Raw genomic sequence first — 17,430 nt, 5'->3', positions numbered from 1 at the left:
GCCCGGCCTCCACCCGGCATCGACCCGGCTGTCTAATGGTGAATCACCGAGTGAACGACTACAACGAGCGGTCCAACCGGCAACGCGAACATGCCGTCTTTTCGATCAACGATCCGCGCTGGGGGCGGGGCGACGGCAATGGCGTGAAGAACGACACCAAGCGTCCGCAGGACGGCAAGCGTCCGAACGGCAAGGATGAAGGTCCGCCCGATCTCGACGAAATGTGGCGCGAGTTCAATCGCCGCCTCGCCGGCATGTTCGGGCGCAAGCCCGGCAACGGCGCGCCGCGTGACGGCAACGGGCGCGGCACGAAGATCGGCCTCGGCATCATCATCGGCGTGCTGATCGCCATTTATCTCGGCAGCGGCGTGTTCGTCGTGCAGGACGGTCACGTCGGCGTGGTGTCGCAGTTCGGCCAGTATCGTCAGACGGTCGCGCAGGGCATTCACTGGCGTCTGCCGTATCCGTTCCAGTCGAACGATATCGTCGATACCTCGCAGATCCGTTCGGTCGAAGTGGGGCGCGGCACCGCGCTCTCGCAAGGCAACGTGCGCGATGCGTCGCTGCTGACGCACGACGCCGATATCGTCGACGTACGCTTTGCCGTGCAGTATCAGATCAAGTCGCCGACCGACTTCCTGTTCCGCAATCTGGATCCCGACCAGAGCGTCATGCAGGCTGCGCAGGCCGCGGTCCGCGAGATCGCGGGCAGCCAGACGACCGACGACATGCTCTACAAGAATCGCGACACGCTGCGTGCGCGCCTGGCCGAGTCGATCCAGCGCTCGCTCGATACGTACCGCACCGGTCTGCAGGTGACGGGCGTCGCGGTGCAGAGCGTGCAGGTGCCGCAGCAAGTGCAGTCCGCGTTCGAAGAAGCGGCGCGCGTGCGCCAGGACAACGAGCGCGCGCGCGACACCGCGCAGGCCTACGCCGATCAGCTCCTGCCGCGCGCCAAGGCCGACGCGGCCAAGATGATCGACGAAGCCACGTCCTACAGCAACCGCGAAGTGACGCGGGCACAGGGCGACGCCGAGCGCTTCAAGCAGGTTTACACCGAATACTCGAAGGCCCCTGCGGTCATTCGCCAACGCATGTACCTGGACACGATGCAACAGATCTATTCGCGTACCACGAAGGTTTTCGTGGACAGCAAGACCGGTAGCAACGTGGTGTATCTGCCGCTCGACAAGCTCGTCGAAGCGAATCGCCAGCAGGCGAAGGATGCAGCCGAAGGCGCAAGCAGCGCAGCCGCGCCGGCCGAGGCGCAGGTGCGCCCGCAGAGCGCGGCGAGTGCAACGGCGCCTGCCGCAGCCGCGCCCGCCACGCCGGCGAGCTCAGCGAGTGGCGCAAGTGCCGCCAGTGGTGCAAGCGGCGCGAATGCCGGCAGCGATCCGCTGCGTTCGCGTGACGCGTTCCGCTCCCGCAGCCGGTCGGAAGACCTGCAATAAGGAGCGCGAACATGAATCGAATCATTGCGCTCGTCGTCGCGGTCGTCATCGTGCTGTTTATCGGCTCGTCGATGATCTTCACCGTCGACGAAAGACATGCCGCCGTTGTCGCCGCTCATGGCGAAGGCAACCCGCGCGTTGCCGGCCCGGGCCTGCACTTCAAGCTGCCGCCGCCGTTCCAGACGCTCACGCTCATCGACACGCGCACGCTCACCATCGACGAATCCGGCGCCGACCGGTTCGCCACCAGCGACAAGAACGAACTGCTGGTGAACACGGTGATCAAATATCGCGTCGCCGATCCGCTCAAGCTCTTCGAGAGCAACGAGAAGAACACGCAGACGGCCGAGGAACGCATCGTCGCGCTCGCGCGCACGGCGCTCGCCAGCGGCTTCTGGAAGCGTTCGCTTGCCGACGCGCTCGGCGACCAGCAGACGCTCGCGAGCGAGGCGCAGAAGAGCGTCGAAGGCGCAGCTGCCGCGTTCGGCGTGCAGCTCGTCGACCTGCAGATGACGCGCATCGACTTTCCGTCGGCCGTGGCCGATTCGGTCTACAAGCGCATGATCGCGGCGCGCCAGCAGGCGGCGTCGAACGAACGCGCCAAGGGCACGGCGGAAGCGGACAAGATCAAGGCGGACGCCGAGCGGGAGCAGCAGCAGATTCTCGCCGACGCTTACAGCCAGGCGCAGACCATCAAGGGCGAAGGAGACAGCAAGGCAGCGGCCATAGCGGCCGACGCGTACGGACGCGATCCGCAGTTCTACCAGTTCTATCAGAGCCTCGAAGCGTATAAGAAGACGTTCAAGCCGGGCGACGTGATCGTCGTCGATCCGAGCAGCGACTTTTTCCGCTTCATGAAGAGCCCGAACGGCGGCGTGGCGGATTCGTCCGCTGCCGCCCCGGCGAAGCGCTGATCCCGCCCGCGCGGCGCGCCGTTCATGCGGCCGCGCCGCTCTTGACTTTCCCTGGACATGGCCGAGACGTTACTGCTCGCTCTTGCGTTGATGCTGATCATTGAAGGCATGTTTCCCTTCGTGTTCCCGACCGCGTGGCGCGATACCTTTCGCCGCATCGCGGAGCGGCCGATTCACCACATTCGCATCGGCGGCCTGATCGCGATGGTGCTCGGCCTGATCCTGCTGCTTGTTGCGACATAAGCGCGTCGCCCGGCGTCGCGCCGTCTTTTCGCCTATCTTGTCCTTATCCTTTCGTCCCTGACCGCTGAAGTCCGCGAGCGCCGCGCGAAACCGCGCCAGATCTCGCGTCCCGTAGGAAACGTATCGATGTCCACCTGGTTACTCCCCGAGAATATCGCCGACGTTCTGCCGTCGGAAGCCCGCAAGATCGAAGAGTTGCGCCGCCGCCTGCTCGACCGTTTCCGTTCGTACGGTTACGAGCTCGTGATGCCGCCGATGCTCGAATATCTCGAATCGCTGCTGACGAGCGGCGGCAACGACCTCGATCTGCGCACCTTCAAGCTCGTCGATCAGCTGTCCGGGCGCACGCTCGGCCTGCGCGCGGACATTACGCCGCAAGTTTCCCGCATCGACGCGCATCTGCTGAACCGGCAAGGCGTCACGCGTCTTTGTTATGCGGGCGTCGTGCTGCACACGCGTCCGCGCGGCCTGCACGCGACGCGCGAGCAGATTCAGATCGGCGCGGAAATCTACGGACACGCGGGCCTCGAGGCCGACCTCGAAATCCAGCAACTGATGCTCGATTCGTTGCATCTGGCCGGTCTCAGGAAAGTGCGTCTCGATTTGTGCCACGCGGGCGTGCTCGCGGCGCTGCTGGAACTCGAACCGGCCGCGGCGTCGCTCGGCGAGGCGCTCTACGATGCTCTCGCGAGCAAGGACGTGCCGCGCCTGAACGAACTGACCGCGCATCTCGGGCAGGTGCCGCGGGAGGCGCTGCGCGCGCTGCCGTCGCTGTACGGCGATGCGTCGGTGCTGCAAATGGCGCGCGGCCGTCTGCCGAATCTGCCGGTGATCGCCCGCGCGCTCGACGATCTCGCCTTCCTCGCGGGCAAGGTCGAAGGCGCCGAACTGATGATCGATCTCGCGGATCTGCGTGGCTACGCCTATCACAGCGGCGTGATGTTCTCGGCGTATGTCGACGGCGTGCCGAATGCCGTCGCGCGCGGCGGCCGTTACGACGACGTGGGTCTTGCGTACGGTCGTGCGCGGCCCGCGACGGGCTTTTCGCTCGATCTGCGCGAAGTGGCGCGCATTTCGCCGGTGGATGCGCGCGGCAGCGCGATCCTCGCGCCGTGGAAACACGACGAGCCACTGCGTGCCGCGATCCTTTCGCTGCGCGACGCGGGCGAAGTGGTGATTCAGGCGCTGCCCGGCCACGATCACGATCTGGACGAATTCGCGTTCGACCGCGTGCTGGTCGAGCGTGACGGCGCGTGGACGGTCGAGCCGCGCGCCTGAGCCCGTCGCATACAGACGCACATACAGACGCTTGATCGGCAAGGCTTTTTATTAGTCGATACCAATCGCGCGAACGTGACGGAAACGCGAAACGCGGCCCGAAAAACTCGGAACCTTTCGCGAACATAGGTAAAATACGTTTTTAACCAGCTAACGAATCAACATGTCTGCCAGTGCAGTGAATGTGAACCCGGGGCGCAACGTCGTCGTGGTGGGCACCCAGTGGGGTGATGAGGGCAAAGGCAAGATCGTCGACTGGCTGACGGACCACGCCCAGGGCGTCGTGCGTTTCCAGGGCGGCCATAACGCCGGCCACACGCTCATCATCGGCGGCAAGAAAACCATTCTGCGCCTCATTCCGTCGGGCATCATGCGCGCGGGCACGGCCTGTTACATCGGCAATGGCGTCGTGTTGTCGCCGGAAGCGCTGTTCAAGGAAATCGACGAACTGGAGTCGGCAGGCATCGACGTCCAGAAGCGTCTATTCATTTCCGAAGCCACCACGCTCATTCTTCCCTATCACGTCGCAATCGATCAGGCGCGCGAAGCCCGGCGCGGCGCGGGCAAGATCGGCACGACCGGTCGCGGTATCGGCCCGGCGTACGAAGACAAGGTGGGGCGTCGCGGCCTGCGCGTGCAGGACCTGTTCGACGAGCCGGTCTTCTCCGAACGCCTGCGCGAAGTGCTCGACTTCCACAATTTCGTGCTGACGAAGTATCTCGGCGCCGCGGAAGTGGACTATCAACAGACGCTCGACACCATGCTCGGCTACGCGCCGCGCCTAGCCCCGATGGTCACCGACGTCTCCCGCCGTCTCTACGACGAAAACCACGCTGGCCGCAATCTGCTGTTCGAAGGCGCGCAGGGCACGCTGCTCGACATCGATCACGGCACGTATCCGTATGTGACGTCGAGCAACTGCGTCGCGGGTGCGGCGACCACCGGCGCGGGCATCGGTCCGCAGCGGCTCAACTACATCCTCGGCATCACCAAGGCGTATTGCACGCGTGTCGGTTCGGGCCCGTTCCCGAGCGAACTGTACGACGCGGACAACCCGCAGCGCCAGGAACAAGTGGGCGTCACGCTCGCGACCGTCGGCAAGGAATTCGGCTCGGTCACCGGCCGTCCGCGCCGCACCGGTTGGCTCGACGCCGCCGCGCTGCGCCGCTCGATCCAGATCAACGGCATTTCGGGCCTGTGCATCACGAAGCTCGACGTGCTCGACGGCCTGGACGAAGTGAAATTGTGTGTCGGCTACAAGCTCGATGGAAAGATGGTTGACATTTTGCCGCGCGGCGCGTCGGAAGTAACGCGTTGCGAGCCGGTGTACGAAACCTTCGGCGGCTGGAAGGAAAGCACCATCGGCATTACGCAATGGGACGGCCTGCCCGAAAGCGCGCGCGCCTATCTGACGCGCGTGCAGGAAGTGGCTGGCGTGCCGATCGACATGGTGTCGACCGGTCCCGACCGCGACGAAACCATCCTGTTGCGCCATCCGTTCAAGGTCTGAGCTCGAATCGAGCTTCGACCTGAACCGGACGCTGTAAAGAATGTGGCCGCCTCCTGCGGCCACATTTCGTATATAACCTAAGCATTTGAAAGAGCCTCACCATGATCGCGATGACGGACCCGCGCAACGACGACAAGAACCTCTGGGTCGGCTGGGATGAATACCACCGGCTGATCGAACTCCTCGCGCTGAAAGTGCATGAGTCGGGGTGGAAGTTCGACAAGATCCTGTGTCTCGCACGCGGCGGGCTGCGCGTCGGCGATCAGCTGTCGCGTATCTACGACCTGCCGCTCGCCATTCTCGCGACGAGTTCGTATCGCGAAGCCGCGGGCACGGAGCAGGGCGAGCTCGACATCGCGCAATACATCACGATGACGCGCGGCGACCTCTCCGGCAACGTTCTGCTGGTGGACGATCTCGTCGATTCCGGCGTGACGCTCGCGCGCGTGCAGGAGCATCTGAAGGAGCGTTATCCGGGAATCACGGCGGTGCGCTCTGCGGTGCTCTGGTACAAAGGGTGCTCCAAGGTGACGCCCGATTACCACGTTCAGCATCTTGAAACGAACCCGTGGATTCATCAGCCGTTCGAAGAATGGGACACGGTGCGTCCGCACAACCTCGGCGCCTGGATCAAGCGCGGCACGCAAAACGCGCGCGGATGATGATCGCGGCCTGAACGCGTCGCAAGACATACGCCGTTCGTCCGGCTTTGCGCCGGGTGCAACGGCGTTTTGTTTTTCGCGGCCACTCAGGTTGGATGGCGGCGCAAACGCATGACACCGGCACTCGCGCCGACGCGTACCGGACGCGATGCTACACTCCCACTCGGGTCACGCGTGGCATTCGAGCAACATGCGAGAAGGCGACCCAACGTGAGACGTTAGATAGAATGGCGTTCGTTTTTTTTCCGCCCTGGACGGATATTTCGCTTTTATGACTAACTCGACTCACGCGCACGAGCATAAACAGCCCATGCATTCGCTTGCGCTCGCAGCTATCGGCGTCGTTTTCGGCGACATCGGCACGAGTCCACTCTATTCTTTGAAGGAAGCCTTTAGCCCGTCGCACGGCATCGGCTTGTCGGAAGCGTCGATTCTCGGCGTCATCTCCTTGCTGTTCTGGGCGATCGTCATGGTGGTGGCCGTCAAATACGTGCTGTTCGTCATGCGCGCCGACAACAACGGCGAAGGCGGCGTGTTCGCGATGACCACGCTCGCGCTGCGCAGCGTGGGCGGGGCGGGCAAGGTTTCGGGCGTGCTCATGATGCTCGGCATCTTCGGCGCATGCATGTTCTATGGCGATGCGGTCATCACGCCCGCGATGTCCGTGCTCTCGGCGGTCGAAGGTCTCGAGATCGCCGCGCCCAAGCTCACACCCTACGTGCTGCCGATCACGATCGTGATCCTCATCGCGCTGTTCTGGATTCAGCGCCACGGCACGGCGGTGGTCGGCAAGCTCTTCGGCCCGATCATGGTCGTGTGGTTCGCGACGCTCGCGGTGCTCGGCGTCGCGCATATCGTGATGGAGCCGCGCATCATCGTCGCGCTCAATCCGTATTACGCCTTTTCATTCATGGCGCAGCACGTCGTACAGGCGTATATCGTGCTCGGCTCGGTCGTGCTCGTGCTGACCGGGGCGGAAGCGCTGTATGCGGACATGGGTCACTTCGGTGCGAAGCCGATCCGCTACGGCTGGTATGGCTTCGTGATGCCCTCGCTGCTGCTGAACTATTTCGGTCAGGGCGCGCTGCTGATGCACTCGCCGCAGGCCATCGAGAATCCGTTCTTCCTGCTCGCGCCCGACTGGGCCTTGCTGCCGCTCGTGATCCTCTCGACGGTTGCGACCGTGATTGCTTCGCAAGCCGTCATCTCGGGCGCGTATTCGCTGACGAGCCAGGCGATCCAGCTTGGCTACGTGCCGCGCATGAAGATCCTGCATACGTCGGAACTGGCGATCGGGCAGATCTATATTCCGCTCGTCAACTGGATGCTGCTGTTCATCATCCTGTGCATTGTGGTGGGCTTCAAGAGCTCGGAAAATCTGGCGGCCGCCTACGGTCTCGCCGTGACCGCGACCATGCTCACGACCACCATTCTCGTCTCCGTGGTGATGGTGAACCTGTGGGGCTGGAATCGCTGGCTGGTCGGCGGGATGATCGCGGTGTTCCTGATGATCGATATCGGCTTTTTCGGCGCGAGTCTGCTGAAGGTCGAGCAGGGCGGCTGGCTGCCGCTGTGCATCGGCGGGGCGCTCTTCTTCCTGCTGATGACGTGGTACAAGGGTCGCATGATCGTGAAGGATCGCACCGCTGCGGACGGCATTCCGCTGATGCCGTTCCTGCAGGGCTTGCTCGCGCATCCGCCGCATCGCGTATCGGGCACGGCGATCTATCTCACCGGCAGCGATTCGCTCGTGCCCGTGAGTCTGCTGCACAACCTGAAGCACAACAAGGTGCTGCACGAGCGCACGATTTTCCTCAACTTCCTCACGCGCGACATCCCGTATGTGGACGACGCGCATCGGCTCGAAGTGAAGGATATCGGCGGCGGTCTGTTCCTCGTGAAGGCCGCGTACGGCTTCAACGAAACGCCCGATGTGAAGGCCGTGCTCGAACAGATCACGCGCACGCACGCGATGACCTTCGAGCTGATGGACACCTCGTTCTTCATGGCGCGCGAGACGGTTGTGCCGACGGAGTTGCCGGGCATGTCGGTGTGGCGCGAGCGCGTGTTCGCGTGGATGCACCAGAACGCGGCGAAGCCGACCGACTTCTTTAGTATTCCGGCCAATCGCGTGGTCGAGCTCGGGACGAAGATCGAGATCTGACGCTGGCTGACTCGCTCGACGAGACGTAAAAAAAGAAACCCCACGTGAAAACGTGGGGTTTTTGTTTGCAGCGTACGACTTCAGCGTTTCAGTTTTGCGAACGCCGCGGCCATGGCGCTTGACGGTTCCTGTTCGCGGCGCTGATTGCCGCCGCGATTGTCTCGGCCGTCTCGACCATCGCGGCCGCCGCCCGAACGGCGCTCCTGGCCACCGCGCGGTGCGCCCGCGCTGCCGTCGGCTGAGGCGGCGGGGAGGTCGTCGTCGAGACGCATCGTCAGCGAGATGCGCTGGCGCTTCGCGTCGGTTTCCAGCACCTTCACCTTGACGATCTGCCCGGCCTTCACGACTTCGTGCGGGTCCTTGATGAACTTCGTCGACAGTGCCGAGACGTGCACGAGGCCGTCCTGATGCACGCCGATATCGACGAACGCGCCGAACGCCGCAACGTTCGTCACGACGCCTTCGAGGACCATGCCCGGCACGAGATCCGAAATCTTCTCGATGCCTTCCTTGAACGTCGCCGTCTTGAATTCGGGGCGCGGATCGCGGCCGGGCTTTTCGAGTTCGCCGAGAATATCGCGCACGGTCGGCAGGCCGAAACGCTCGTCGACGAATTCGTTCGGCGAAAGACCCGTCAGCGCTTCGCGGCGGCCGAGCACATCGCCGATATGCTTTTTGATCTTCGCGAGAATGCGCTCGACGACCGGATACGCTTCCGGGTGCACCGACGAGCGATCGAGCGGATTCTCGCCATTGTTGATGCGCAGGAAGCCCGCAGCTTGCTCGAAGGTTTTGTCGCCCAGACGCGGCACCTTCTTCAGATGCTCGCGCGACGGAAACGGCCCGTTGGCATCGCGATAATCGACGATATTGCGCGCGAGCGTCGCGTTCAGTCCCGACACGCGGGCGAGCAGGGCGACGGACGCCGTGTTCGCATCGACGCCGACGGCGTTCACGCAATCCTCGACGACCGCATCGAGCGAACGCGCGAGTTCGCGCTGATTCACGTCGTGCTGATATTGACCGACGCCGATCGCCTTGGGCTCGATCTTGACGAGTTCCGCGAGCGGGTCCTGCAGACGCCGCGCGATCGACACCGCGCCGCGCAGCGAAACGTCAAGCTCCGGAAACTCCTTCGCTGCAAGTTCCGACGCCGAATACACCGACGCACCCGCTTCCGACACGACGATCTTCTGCAGCTTCAGATCGGGATGCTTCGCGATGAGTTCGCTCGCGAGCTTGTCGGTTTCGCGCGATGCCGTGCCGTTGCCGATGGAGATGAGTTCGGCCTGCGTCGCGTGCGCGATGCGCGCGAGCTTGGCGATCGAGCCGTCCCAGTCGCGACGCGGCTCGTGCGGATAGATGGTGTCGGTGGCGAGCACCTTGCCGGTCCGGTCGACGACCGCGACCTTCACGCCCGTGCGCAAGCCCGGATCGAGACCGATCACGGCCTTCGGGCCCGCGGGCGCGGCGAGGAGCAAGTCCTTCAGATTGCGCGCGAACACGCGAATCGCTTCATGCTCGGCTTCTTCGCGCAACTGCGTGAGCAGTTCGTTTTCGATATGCGGCTGCACCTTCACGCGCCAGCACCAGCGGCAGACGTCGGAGAGCCACTTGTCGGCCGCGCGCCCGCGATTGGAGACGCCGACGTGCTGCGCGATCATCGCTTCGCACGGGTGCGGAATCTGCGCGTCGAGTTCTTCGCCGAGGCCGAGCTTCACGCTCAGCACGCCGGCGTTGCGTCCACGGAACAGCGCGAGCGCGCGATGCGACGGCACCGTGCGGATCGTCTCGCTGTAGTCGTAGTAGTCGCGGAATTTCTCGCCTTCCTCGCCTTGCTTGCCGTCGACCACGCTCGACATCACGAGCCCCTGACCGAACAGATGCTCGCGCAGCTTGCCGAGAATTTCGGCCGTTTCGCCGAACTGCTCGGAGAGGATGTCGCGCGCGCCGTCGAGAGCGGCTTTGGTATCGGCGACACCTTTTTCGGCATCGACGAATTTTGCGGCTTCGGCTTGCGGATCGAGCGTCGGATCGGCGAGCAGCGCCTGTGCGAGCGGCTCGAGGCCGGCTTCGCGGGCGATCTGCGCGCGCGTGCGGCGCTTGGGCTTGTACGGCAGATAGAGGTCTTCGAGCACCTGCTTGCTGTCCGCGCCTTCGATAGCGCCGCGCAATTCGGCGCTGAGCTTGCCTTGCTCGTCGATGCTCGCGAGGATCGTGGCGCGGCGGTCTTCCAGTTCGCGTAGATAGAGCAGACGCTCTTCGAGCGTGCGCAATTGCGTGTCGTCGAGATTGCCGGTCACTTCCTTGCGATACCGGGCGATGAACGGGACAGTCGAGCCTTCATCGAGAAGCTGCACGGCGGCGGCGACCTGGCGCGGCTGCACGGTGAGTTCGGTGGCGATGCGCTGTACGATCTTGAGTGCTACGATTTCCGTCATGTTTCTGCGCTGTCTGCGGCTCGCAGGCGTCGGTCGTGCCGCGTGCGTCGATGCGCGTGCGCGAGGCGCCGCCGCTTTTCGCAATGCGGTGTGACCGTGTGACGAGCCTTGGTTCGGACCGGGTTGCTGAAGCCGGGCATTTTGCCATAAATGGCGAAGCGCTCCGGCGCGCGGTGATAGAATTTGGGCATCGCAAAAGCCGCTGCGCATCTGATTCTTTATCACGTTGCCGTTCATTCATTTGCCCAACTTCCGCCTTTCCAGCGCCTGGTCTCGTAGCCCGGCTCATCTCTTCGCCGGCGCGCGTCTCGTGCCGATCGCCGCGACTGTTTCGATGCTGTGCGCGCTGAGCGCGTTTGCACCGGAACACGCATGGGCACAATCGGCCAAGCCGATCGATTCCGGCACGTCAGTGACGGCGCGTCCACTCGACGATTCCGCATCGCCCGCCGATAGCGCCAATCGCGCCGACGACGCGCTGAAAGCCGAATACGCGCAACGTCAGAAGGTGCTGGACCAGCGCACTGCGGAAAACGACTATCGCTTCGGCGTGAAGCAGCACGACTGCTACAGCAAGTTCTTCGTGAATCACTGTCTCGACAACGCGCGCAACGAAATGCGCGAGTCGCGTCAGCAGATCCGTCACGATCAACTGGCACTCGACGACGAACAGCGCGCCGAACGGGCCAAGCAGCGCGATCAGCAGGCCGCGATCAAGCAGGCGCAATATGAGGCCGAAGCGCCGCAGCGCGCGGCGAACGAAAAGTCGAGTCAGCAGGCCTTCGAGGACAAGCAGCGCCAGAACGCAGTCGCCGCGGCCCAGCGTAACGCCGAGGCGCCGCAGCGCGCGGCCAATCAGGCAGCGTACGATCGCAAGCAGGCGGACTACCAGAAGCAGCTCGACGAAGCGCGCGCACGCGGTGTGCAGGACGCGCAAGAACGCGAGCTCAAGGCGCAGCGCTACGAGCAGAAACAGCAGGAAGCCGCGCAGCATCGCGCCGAAGTCGAGGCGCGTCAGAAGGAAGCCGCGCGCAAGCAGCAGGAAAAGGCGCAGCAGGCCCAGCAGGAACAGCAGCGCCAGGAACAGATCAAGCAACAGCAGCAACAGCAGCAACCCGCCAAGTAGGGCAATCGGGCTTGGCGCGCCGGGCCCGAGCGAAGAGGATGAAAGGAGGCGAGCATGCAGCAGCGCTTGAACGCACCCCGTCAACCCGCCGTGGATGCCGCTTTACTCCGCGATCGCATCGGGCAATTGCAGGAAGAGCATCACAGTCTGGACACGCTGATCGACAAGCTGTCCGGCATCGACGACCTGGAGTTGAGACGCTTGAAGAAGCGCAAGCTCAAGGTGAAGGACACCATACTCCTGCTGCAATTGCAGCTGGACTCGGACGCGCACTGAGCCCGCGCGCCCGCTGCGGCTCAGGCCGGCGGCGGCGCGGCGTTCAGATTCGACGTGCGGCCGCGCCGAAACCCGCAGGATAAAGCACGCCTTGAACTCACCCGCACAACCCGGCGGCGACGCCACCGCGGCGTTCGCGCTGACGGACAAGCGCAGCGTCGAACTCGACGCCATCTTTGCCGCGCAAGGGCTGCTCGCGCGCGCGATCGACGGTTATCGGCCGCGCTCATCGCAGATCGAAATGGCCCGCTCGGTCGCGGCGGCAATGGAAGCCTCCGGCCGCGCCATGCCCGAACCCGCAATGTTCGACGCCCAGCGCCGCCCCGCGCGCAAGCTCGGCCCCTCGGACAAACCTTATGCGCCCGACGAGCAGCCGGCCGAGGACATCGGCATCGCGGTGGCCAAAACGGCGATCGACGGCGGCGAGAATACGCTCATCGTCGAAGCAGGAACGGGTACGGGCAAGACCTATGCCTATCTCGTGCCGGCCATGTTGTGGGGCGGCAAGGTGATCGTGTCGACGGGCACGAAGCATCTGCAGGATCAGCTGTTTCAGCGCGACATCCCGACCGTGCGCGACGCGCTCGCCGTGCCGGTATCCATCGCGATGCTGAAAGGCCGCGCGAACTATCTGTGCCATTACTACCTGGAACGCACCGCCGACAACGGCCGTCTGCCGACGCGTCAGGACACGTCGCATCTGCAGGAGATCGTCCGTTTCGCGAAGATCACGCGCACCGGCGACAAGGCCGAGCTCGCGAGCGTGCCGGAGAACTCGCCCGTCTGGCCGATGGTCACGTCCACGCGCGACAACTGTCTCGGCCAGGAATGCCCGCATTACAAGGAATGCTTCGTGATGCAGGCGCGCAAGGAGGCGCAGCAGGCGGACATCGTCGTGGTGAATCACCATCTGTTTTTCGCCGATGTGATGCTGCGCGACACCGGCATGGCCGAACTCCTGCCGATGGCGAACACGATCATCTTCGACGAGGCGCATCAGTTGCCCGAGACGGCGACGCTCTTCTTCGGCGAGACGCTCTCGACCACGCAGCTGCTCGAACTCGCGCGCGATACGGTCGCCGAAGGCCTGTCGCACGCGCGCGACGCCGCCGACTGGACGAAGCTCGGCGCGGCGCTGGAGCGTGCGGCGCGCGATCTGCGGCTCGCGTTCAAGGAAGATTCCGTGCGTCTCTCGCTCGGCCAGTTGCCCGGCGGCCATCCGCTCTTCGAGGCGCTCGACACGCTGGAGACGCATCTCGCGGCGCTCGCGTCGGCGCTTGCGGCGCACGGCGAGCGGGCGGAATCGTTGCAGGCGCTGGTTCGTCGCGCGCGCGAGTTGCAGGATCTGCTCGCCGGCTGGACGACGCCGCCGACCAAGCTCGAACGCGCCGTCGTCGAGAATGAGGAAACCGCCGTTCAGGCCGCGAAAGAAGAGCCGAACGAGATGGTGCGCTGGATCGAAGTGTTCTCGCACACGGTGCAGTTGCACGAGACGCCGCTCTCCGTCGCGCCGATCTTCGCGAAGCAGCGCGCGGGCGTGCCGCGTGCGTGGATCTTCACCTCGGCGACGCTTTCCGTGCGCGGCGACTTCACGCACTACGCGGCGCAAATGGGTCTCAACGCGCGCCGCTCGATGACCTTGCCGAGTCCTTTTGATTACCCGTCGCAAGGGCTGCTGTACGTGCCGCGCAACCTGCCGCAGCCGTCCTCGCCGCAGTTTACGGACGCCGTGTTCGAGGCCGCGTTGCCGGTGATCGAGGCATCGGGCGGCGGCGCGTTCGTGCTGTGCACGACATTGCGTGCGGTCGATCGCATCGCCACGCGTCTGCGCGACGTGATCGAGCGGCGCGGCTGGGACAATCCGCTACTCGTGCAGGGCGACGCGAGCCGCACCGAACTGCTCGACCGTTTCCGCGCCTACGGCAATGCCATTCTCGTGGGCAGTCAGAGTTTCTGGGAAGGCGTCGATGTGCGCGGCGATGCACTTTCGCTCGTGGTCATCGACAAGCTGCCGTTCGCGCCGCCCGACGATCCCGTGCTGGCCGCGCGTCTCGAGGCGCTGTCGAAGAAGGGCTTGAGCCCGTTCGCCGTGCATCAGTTGCCGCAGGCGGTCATCACGCTCAAGCAGGGCGCGGGGCGCCTGATCCGCGCGGAAACGGATCGCGGCGTGCTGATGATCTGCGATACGCGTCTCGTCGAGAAACCGTACGGACGACGCATCTGGCAAAGCTTGCCGCCGTTCAAGCGCACGCGCGAACTGGACGTGGTGCGCGAGTTTTTCAGCGACGCTTCGAGTTCGGCGACGGAGCAGGTCGAATAGAAGGACTCCTGACGGTTGCCGAGATAAAAAAACGGCCGGTCATGAAGACCGGCCGTTTTTGCTTTCCTGTATCGGCTTTTCAGAATGACCTGATTTACCAGATTTGATACCACGGCTTGCTGTCGCTCGCGCGGCGCTTGCCGGTGACATACGGGCTGTCGGGGAACGTTGCAGCGAGCACGCGCTTGGTGTCGTCGGCGAGTTGCGGCTGATCGAGGCGCTCGTACGACAACATCATGATGTGCAGCGCGTCTTCGGTGGCCGGCGCGTTCTTGTATTCGCGGATGGCGAGCTGCGCGCGGTTGATCGCGGCGACATACGCGCCGCGCCGATAGTAATAATCGGCCGCGTGAACTTCGTGCGACGCCAGCGCGTTCACGATGTAGCGCATGCGCTGGGCGGCGTCCGGCGCGTACTTGCTTTGCGGATATCGGTCGACGACGACCTTGAACGCGTCATAAGACTCGCGCAGCGACTTCGGATCGCGCTCGCTCATGTCCTGACCGGAGAAGCGGCCGAAGAGTCCGAGGTCGTCGTTGAAGTGGATCATGCCCTTCAGATAATACGCATAAGCGATATCCGGATGACCCGGGTGCAGCTTAATGAAACGATCGATAGCCTGATCGGCCGAAGCGGTTTCGCTGTCTTTCCAGTAGCAATACGCGACGTTGATCTGCGCCTGCTGCGCGAAATGGCCGAACGGATCGCGGCCTTCGAGGGCTTCGAAGTATTTGGCGCACTTGCCCCAGTCGCTGCCGGAGAGCGCGTCCTGAGCCTCCGTATATAATTTGTTGTTATTCCACGTTGCCGTTTCGTCGGTCTTCTCGGGCAAGCCGTGACAGGCCGCAACAATGGCGACGCCCGCGGCCAGCGCCAGATACTTGATCGTTTGACGCATCGATTGATGAATGGTGTTGAAGACTCGCATCAGTGCTTGCTGTTCCTGGCTGTTCCTGGCTGACTCTCGCTGTGTCCAGCCGTATTTTCCGGCATCGCTTTTCAAGGATCGCCCGCCGAATCTCGTTCAAATGACCCGCTCAAGTACTCGTCGTACCAAAGACCAACTTAAAGATTATAGCCCATGCGACACCGGCGGCGACTCAGCGCCGGCCGATTCGCAGCCTGCCGCGAGCCAGGAGCCGCCGCGTGAGGCGCGCGTGCCCGACGAACTCGCCGGCGACCGTCTCGACAAGGTGCTCGCGAAGATCTTCCCGGAGTTTTCGCGCAGCCGCCTGCAGGGCTGGATCGAAGAAGGGCGCGTGCTCGTCGACGGCGCGGGCGCCAAAGTGCGCCAGCCCGTGCCGATGGGCGCCACCATCACGCTCGTCCCCGACCTGTTGCCCGAGCAGCTTGCCTTCGCGCCCGAGCCGGTGCCGCTGCATATCGTGTACGAGGACGAAACGCTCGTCGTCGTCAATAAGCCGGCCGGCATGGTCGTGCATCCGGCGGCCGGCAACTGGAGCGGCACGCTGCTCAACGGTCTGCTGCATCGTTACGGCGCTGCCGCAGCGGGGCTGCCGCGCGCGGGCATCGTGCATCGGCTGGATAAGGAAACGTCCGGGCTGATGGTGGTCGCGCGCACGCTGGAGGCGCAAACCGACCTCGTGCGCCAGTTGCAGGCGCGCACGGTCAAGCGGCGCTACGTCGCGTTCGTGTGGGGCACCATGCCGGACGAAGGCACGATCGACGCGCCCATCGGCCGCGATCCGCGCGAGCGCACGCGCATGGCGGTCGTGCGCAGCGCGGCGGGAAAGCCCGCGCGCACGCACTTCCGGACCATCGACCGCACGACGTGGCACGGCCAGCCCGTCAGCGCCATTCACTGCGATCTCGAAACCGGGCGCACGCATCAGATTCGCGTGCACTGCGCGCACTCGGGGCATCCGCTGCTCGGCGATCCGCTCTACGGCCGCGCGCGCGGCAAGCGTTCGGTCACGCCGTTGCCGAACGACTTCGCGCGCCAGGCGCTGCATGCGTGGCGGCTCGGCCTGATTCATCCCGCGACCGGCAAGGAAGTGCACTGGCGCGCGGACTTGCCCGAAGACCTCGCGACGCTCGCCGGGGAACTCGGGCTCGGTCAGGACGAGGAAGTCGAATTCGATGAAGACGAAGACTTCGCGCAGGTCTACAGCATGGACGATGCAGACGACGGCGACGAAGACTGGGACGAAGAAAATGACGAGGACGACGAAGCATGACGAATCAAGCCGCGCTGCATCCTGATGCTTGTCTCTGGCCGCAATGGAAGGTTTCGCCGCGCGTGCGTGCATTCGTGACGACACGCGCGGGCGGCGTGAGCGAAGCGCCTTACGACGGCGGCGCGCCCGGCGCGGGCGGTCTGAATCTCGGCCTGTCGACGGGCGATGCGCCCGCGGCCGTCGCCGAGAATCGCCGTCGCACGCTTGCATCGACGCACATGTCGAACGCCGCTTGGCTCGAACAAATTCACGGCACGCAGGTCGAGGAGGCTCATGCGGTTATCGAACGGCTCGAGCGCGGCGAGCGCACGCGCGCGGACGCGAGCGTGACGGATCGCGCGGGCGTCGTGTGTGTCGTGATGACGGCCGATTGCCTGCCCGTGCTCTTCTGCGACGACGAAGGCCGCGCGGTCGGCGCCGCGCATGCGGGCTGGCGCGGACTGGCGGGCGGCATCGTCGAGAAGACGGGCGAGCGTGTGGCGGCGCTCGCGGGCGTATCGACATCGCGGCTCAACGCGTATCTCGGACCCGCGATCGGGCCGGAAGCGTTCGAAGTCGGCGAGGACGTGCTCGACGCATTCGCCGCCGCGGCGCGGGCCAGCGAGCGCGATGCGACCGTGGCGGCGTTCAGGCACGCGGGCGGCACGCCGGCAAAATACTTCGCCGATATCTACGCACTGGCGCGCCTGCGCCTCGCCGCACTGGGCGTCGATACCGCGCGCATGCACGGCGGCACGCATTGCACGGTGACCGAGAAGCAGCGGTTTTACTCGTATCGGCGCGATCGCGTGACAGGCCGCATGGCAGCCATGATCTGGCTCGCCGAATAATGATCATCGGCAGGCTT

Annotated in this window: 14 protein-coding genes; 12 read left to right on the top strand and 2 right to left on the bottom strand. The window is 64.5% G+C overall.

The genetic code is table 11. From position 1 onward, the window contains the following. Window positions 1-50: 50 nt before the first annotated feature. The 7 genes from hflK to BRPE64_RS07530 all read left to right on the top strand — a co-directional run bounded on the left by hflK (window position 51) and on the right by BRPE64_RS07530 (window position 8,222). A complete protein-coding gene (hflK, locus tag BRPE64_RS07560; RefSeq protein WP_016345489.1) occupies window positions 51-1,451 on the top strand; it encodes an FtsH protease activity modulator HflK in 1,401 nt (466 codons plus the stop codon). Between the two features lie 11 nt (window positions 1,452-1,462). Next, complete coding sequence (gene hflC / locus BRPE64_RS07555; RefSeq protein WP_016345488.1) at window positions 1,463-2,365, top strand: protease modulator HflC; 903 nt, start codon at window positions 1,463-1,465, stop codon at window positions 2,363-2,365. A 51-nt stretch (window positions 2,366-2,416) separates the two neighbouring features. After that, entirely contained in the window at window positions 2,417-2,608 is a 192-nt protein-coding gene (locus BRPE64_RS07550; protein WP_044041360.1) for a DUF2065 domain-containing protein, read from the top strand. Between the two features lie 126 nt (window positions 2,609-2,734). Further along, a complete protein-coding gene (locus BRPE64_RS07545; protein ID WP_016345486.1) occupies window positions 2,735-3,886 on the top strand; it encodes an ATP phosphoribosyltransferase regulatory subunit in 1,152 nt (383 codons plus the stop codon). A gap of 163 nt (window positions 3,887-4,049) precedes the next feature. Further along, entirely contained in the window at window positions 4,050-5,396 is a 1,347-nt protein-coding gene (locus BRPE64_RS07540; protein WP_044041358.1) for an adenylosuccinate synthase, read from the top strand. Between the two features lie 101 nt (window positions 5,397-5,497). After that, on the top strand, window positions 5,498-6,058 hold the full coding sequence (locus BRPE64_RS07535; RefSeq protein WP_016345484.1) for a phosphoribosyltransferase: 561 nt from the start codon (window positions 5,498-5,500) through the stop codon (window positions 6,056-6,058). A gap of 271 nt (window positions 6,059-6,329) precedes the next feature. Further along, complete coding sequence (locus tag BRPE64_RS07530; RefSeq protein ID WP_044041356.1) at window positions 6,330-8,222, top strand: potassium transporter Kup; 1,893 nt, start codon at window positions 6,330-6,332, stop codon at window positions 8,220-8,222. A gap of 80 nt (window positions 8,223-8,302) precedes the next feature. Here the strand turns inward: BRPE64_RS07530 and BRPE64_RS07525 are convergent, their stop codons facing one another. Then, a complete protein-coding gene (locus tag BRPE64_RS07525) occupies window positions 8,303-10,663 on the bottom strand; it encodes a Tex family protein (RefSeq protein ID WP_044041354.1) in 2,361 nt (786 codons plus the stop codon). Between the two features lie 310 nt (window positions 10,664-10,973). On the opposite strand from BRPE64_RS07525, the gene BRPE64_RS07520 reads away from it, so the two are divergent. From BRPE64_RS07520 to BRPE64_RS07510, 3 genes are all read left to right on the top strand, one after another. After that, window positions 10,974-11,789 carry a flotillin family protein gene (locus tag BRPE64_RS07520; protein WP_016345481.1) on the top strand — a complete coding sequence of 272 codons (816 nt, stop codon included), beginning with the start codon at window positions 10,974-10,976 and terminating at the stop codon, window positions 11,787-11,789. Window positions 11,790-11,843: 54 nt separating this feature from the next. Continuing rightward, window positions 11,844-12,065 (top strand): DUF465 domain-containing protein, encoded by a 222-nt coding sequence (locus BRPE64_RS07515; protein WP_173405438.1) that lies wholly within the window; start codon window positions 11,844-11,846, stop codon window positions 12,063-12,065. 91 nt (window positions 12,066-12,156) lie between these two features. Further along, entirely contained in the window at window positions 12,157-14,385 is a 2,229-nt protein-coding gene (locus tag BRPE64_RS07510) for an ATP-dependent DNA helicase (protein ID WP_016345479.1), read from the top strand. Between the two features lie 94 nt (window positions 14,386-14,479). On the opposite strand, the gene BRPE64_RS07505 is transcribed toward BRPE64_RS07510, so the two are convergent. Then, on the bottom strand, window positions 14,480-15,313 hold the full coding sequence (locus tag BRPE64_RS07505; protein WP_016345478.1) for an outer membrane protein assembly factor BamD: 834 nt from the start codon (window positions 15,311-15,313) through the stop codon (window positions 14,480-14,482). Between the two features lie 100 nt (window positions 15,314-15,413). On the opposite strand from BRPE64_RS07505, the gene BRPE64_RS07500 reads away from it, so the two are divergent. Beyond that, the gene (locus BRPE64_RS07500) at window positions 15,414-16,583 is read left to right on the top strand and encodes an RluA family pseudouridine synthase (protein ID WP_084675725.1); all 1,170 of its coding nucleotides are present in this window, start codon (window positions 15,414-15,416) and stop codon (window positions 16,581-16,583) included. Beyond that, on the top strand, window positions 16,580-17,413 hold the full coding sequence (gene pgeF, locus BRPE64_RS07495; protein WP_016345476.1) for a peptidoglycan editing factor PgeF: 834 nt from the start codon (window positions 16,580-16,582) through the stop codon (window positions 17,411-17,413). The genes BRPE64_RS07500 and pgeF overlap by 4 nt, the downstream gene beginning before the upstream one ends. Window positions 17,414-17,430: the final 17 nt, after the last annotated feature.

The organism is Caballeronia insecticola, assembly GCF_000402035.1.
Taxonomy (GTDB): Bacteria; Pseudomonadota; Gammaproteobacteria; order Burkholderiales; family Burkholderiaceae; genus Caballeronia; species Caballeronia insecticola.
Note: the sequence above shows the minus strand (reverse complement) of the source record. Positions and strands in the feature narration are given on the sequence as shown.